This window comes from Halomonas sp. 3F2F (assembly GCF_014897805.1).
Classification (GTDB): Bacteria; Pseudomonadota; Gammaproteobacteria; order Pseudomonadales; family Halomonadaceae; genus Vreelandella.
This window is the reverse complement of sequence record NZ_JABUZE010000115.1, coordinates 1-3,514: the sequence shown is the minus strand read 5'-3', so window position 1 is coordinate 3,514 and position 3,514 is coordinate 1. Positions and strand designations below refer to the sequence as shown.

At 46.7% G+C, this 3,514-nt stretch carries 3 protein-coding genes; all 3 read right to left on the bottom strand.

Annotation, left to right across the window (positions count from 1 at the left end):
• Window positions 1-160: 160 nt before the first annotated feature.
• The 3 genes from INT21_RS12085 to INT21_RS12075 all read right to left on the bottom strand — a co-directional run bounded on the left by INT21_RS12085 (window position 161) and on the right by INT21_RS12075 (window position 3,360).
• Window positions 161-742: a recombinase family protein gene (locus INT21_RS12085; RefSeq protein WP_226917005.1), complete on the bottom strand. Its 582-nt coding sequence runs from the start codon at window positions 740-742 to the stop codon at window positions 161-163.
• Between the two features lie 144 nt (window positions 743-886).
• Window positions 887-1,285, bottom strand: coding sequence for a hypothetical protein (locus INT21_RS12080; RefSeq protein WP_193068166.1), 399 nt, complete (start codon window positions 1,283-1,285; stop codon window positions 887-889).
• 2 nt (window positions 1,286-1,287) lie between these two features.
• Window positions 1,288-3,360: a hypothetical protein gene (locus INT21_RS12075; protein WP_226930644.1), complete on the bottom strand. Its 2,073-nt coding sequence runs from the start codon at window positions 3,358-3,360 to the stop codon at window positions 1,288-1,290.
• Between the last annotated feature and the right edge of the window lie 154 nt (window positions 3,361-3,514).

The following is a 3,514-nucleotide window of genomic DNA, read 5'->3' as shown; positions in this document are numbered from 1 at the left end:
AGAAATTTACCGGAGTGGCAGAACGCCTTGGAATGAACGCTTACATTCAGGATGCCCTTTGGGGAGTATACGATCTGGCGAAAATCATCATCAGACATGGACTTAATCCATTCTCGAAATCTTTCAAGATAGATTTGGCCCTGCTCTTGTGGGCTCGCCATTACGCCTCCTGAAACTTGTTCAAAGCTGCATATAACGTTGTGCGGGAAACGCCATATTCTTTTGCCAAATCGCTCTTAGAATCCCCCTTGGAGAGCTTCTGAGCAATTTCTGAAAGATCCTCATCAGATAACGATTTCCGCCGACCAATTTGCTTTCCGCGTTTCCTGGCAGCTTCTAGCCCTTCTTTCCGCCGCTGGCCGATAAGCGACCGTTCAAATTCGGCAAATGCGCCAAGCATGTGCAGCATCAACGAAGCCATGGGATCATCTGTCTGCGGGGCGAACGTTAACCCCTCGGAATGAAACTTGACGGTAACATCACGCTTTACCAGGTCATCAACAATCGAGAGCAGGTCAGACATGTTGCGAGCGAGCCGGTCAATGCTGTGAACATGAAGTGTGTCGTGCTCGCGGAGATAATCGAGGCAGAGATTGAGGATGTCGCGTGAACCAGCATTTCTGCCAGACACTTTCTCTTCGAACACCTTGTCTAGCTGAATGCCATCAAGCTGGCGGTCACTATTCTGACCGACCGTTGAGACGCGAATGTATCCAACATGCTTTCCCGACATAAATTCCATCCAACCTCATACTGTTCATAAACAGAATAAGGTTTCTATACATCATGTCAAGAAATTAACAAGCAAGGTTTTTGGACACCATAAAGGTTGGCATTTAGGGGCTTGAGCATGGTGTCCACAAAGTATAGCTTTATGAACACTTAATTAGGATTTCTTCTGGAGCTGAAGCACTGGCTGCTCAAGCATCAATTGCGTTACCCCATGTATCTCAGCGTTTGCCTGCCATATTAAGAATCGCGCATGCATCTCACGAAGAGCGTACATAAGCTTTTGGTTTTTCTCAGTCAGTTCTTCAATGCGCTCGTTCGCTTCACGAATGTCGCCTATCCATCCTGGTGATTCCTTCGGAGCCTTCAATGCGGCCTTACGATTCTTCATGGCTATATCAACGGCAGGTAGCTTCATCAGAGACTGGCGAGCACGACTAATACCCAGCTTTTCTTTGCATGCTTCAACGAGTAAAGGCCAGGTCAGCTTTGGCTCCGACCACTCTTCAATTAGCTTGATGATGCGCGCTTCATCTTTCTTCGTTAAATGCCCCATTGTTATACCTCAATTTCGTCTAGCATCGCTGACAAGTCATCTAATGACATCAGCTGCTCATTTTTCGCTTCGATGTCTTTGACATCAATCAGCCCCGCCATGGCTGCTGCGTTGTTTGTCAGTGTCCAACCATTGTCGGCGTTCCACACGATGTCGCCGTTTTCGAGTTCGGGGTTCTCCAAGGTTCGGATCAGCGCATCACACTTATATAGACTCATACCTACTTTTTTGACCCACTCTGAAGCTCCAAAAATATCGCGAGACTGCGCATCAAGCGCTTTGTCGTAGCGGCATTTAAGGTCCTTGCGTTCTTCTTTGAGGTTTGCGAGCTTCACATCATCGCCCTTGACACAGCCGAGCTTCCCACAAGTTAAGCAGGCTCCCATTTTCGGGCAGGGTTCAGAGGCAAAGTTGTGTACACAGATTCCAACGTGCGTCTGATGGATGATTAGATCCTGCTCCCCCTCATGGAGATCTGTCACATCACTGAGACTCAAAGGTTGGTTAGTTTTGACCTTCTCCAACCGCGAAGCCGCATTACTGTACTTCGTTTTGGGGTGATATTGTGCAACCCTTTGGGTACGATCCTCGACAGTCTCATGGTTATAGACAGAGCCCATAGAAGTGCGTCCAGAAAACGCATCAATAAGTAGTTGTGAAAGCCCCGCGTATTGCATCTCAGTATTCAGTTCGTGACGAAAAGAGTGCGAGCTCACCTTCAGATTCCCGTAACCATGCCTTTGAAAAATACTTTGCTTACGCGGAGTAGCTCCTCCTAGCTGCGCTGCTATTCGGTTAGGGTTGGCAGCGATCTCCACTCCAAAATCACGGGTCATTAGAAGCGATTTTTTTGTCTCGTCAGGTAAACTACCAGTACGCACTGTTAACAGGGCATCACGATACTTTACGCGCTTTTTACCATCTTCCGCAGGAGTGGTATAAGGAAAATCTTTAGGCAAGTACTTCTCACGGACCAAGATATTGAGCTTGCGTAACGTAATGACAACTTTATCGTTATACTCATAATAATGGCGTGTGCCACTCACATAGATTCGGCTCCCGCAGGTGGCATCCCAACCTTGTTGTATCTCGTCCAGTAGCAACTGCGCAACAGGACCTATTGATGCACGTTTTGAAATAGACTCAACCCATTGATCCTTAAAATTTTTTCGTGCTGAGTGGTTTGAATGAACTTTAGTTTTCAGTGCAGCACAAGCCTCAACATACGTGAGCGGATCATCTAGGCCTTTAAGGGGCACTCCCGCATGCAGCGGAAACTCGTCGGGGTGGTCTTCAAGCCATGCCGCATAAGCACGAGCTTCTTCTGTAACAGGTACCAACAGGTTAATGGCGCGCTCCACAACGGACTCCATGCCTGTCATAACTGGTTTTGTAGTCGCACCAAATCCTTTCTCAGCATACCAGCGTAGAAACATGCGGCGAGCACCAACATCATCTTCTTTAAATACCACACATTCACGTTCTACATCTGCTAATTCCCCTATACGACTAGGCAGGCTAAGCAAAAGAGAACATGCTGAGACGGTTACAATGTCAAGCGGAGTGGTTAAGGTGTTATTAAACAGTTCCCCTATAGCGCGAATAGATTCAGGACTCGGCAGCTTTTTCTCTCGACTTTTGCGCTGCTCTTGCAGTGTGCCCGAATTCTTGGGTCGAAATGGAGAAGACCACCGAAAGGGTTTTGCTAATAACCCCTTAGTCTTCATCAACACCACTACACTTTCTAGATACTTACTTATTATGTAAGCAGTATTGCCATTAGGGTATGCAATTTGGAGGTACTCGCAAGCTCTATTACAGATGGCAGGCGACATCTTAGTCACGTCCCTTGTTCCTGTTAACTCAATAAGCGCAACCTCAAGAGCCCTTACACAGTCAAGCATGCTTCTCGTCGTTTTTTTTCCTCGAAACACCTTGTAATGGACAACTAGTGCCTTGGCAAAATCCATAATTGGTGGCTGCATATATTCTTTATCTTTCTGACTCTGAACTCTTGATGATCCATATGCAGTAAAATTACAGCCTTGAATTCCTGAACTATGCCATGACTGCATATCCCACTGAATTCCTGCATGGACTCGATTATTAGAAACTCCCTTTGGCAAAGTAGCTTTTGCCCATGCGATAAAAGCATTGAGTTGATCAGCAGCGTTAAGGTGGCTAACCCGGATTTCTCACAGGGTATAAAAGAAAGCGGCTGAAAGTGCT

Coding starts and splice junctions, on each gene's coding strand:
- INT21_RS12075 (WP_226930644.1), bottom strand. CDS start 3,360: ATGCAGTCATGGCATAGTTCAGGAATTCAAGGCTGTAATTTTACTGCA.
- INT21_RS12080 (WP_193068166.1), bottom strand. CDS start 1,285: ATGGGGCATTTAACGAAGAAAGATGAAGCGCGCATCATCAAGCTAATT.
- INT21_RS12085 (WP_226917005.1), bottom strand. CDS start 742: ATGGAATTTATGTCGGGAAAGCATGTTGGATACATTCGCGTCTCAACG.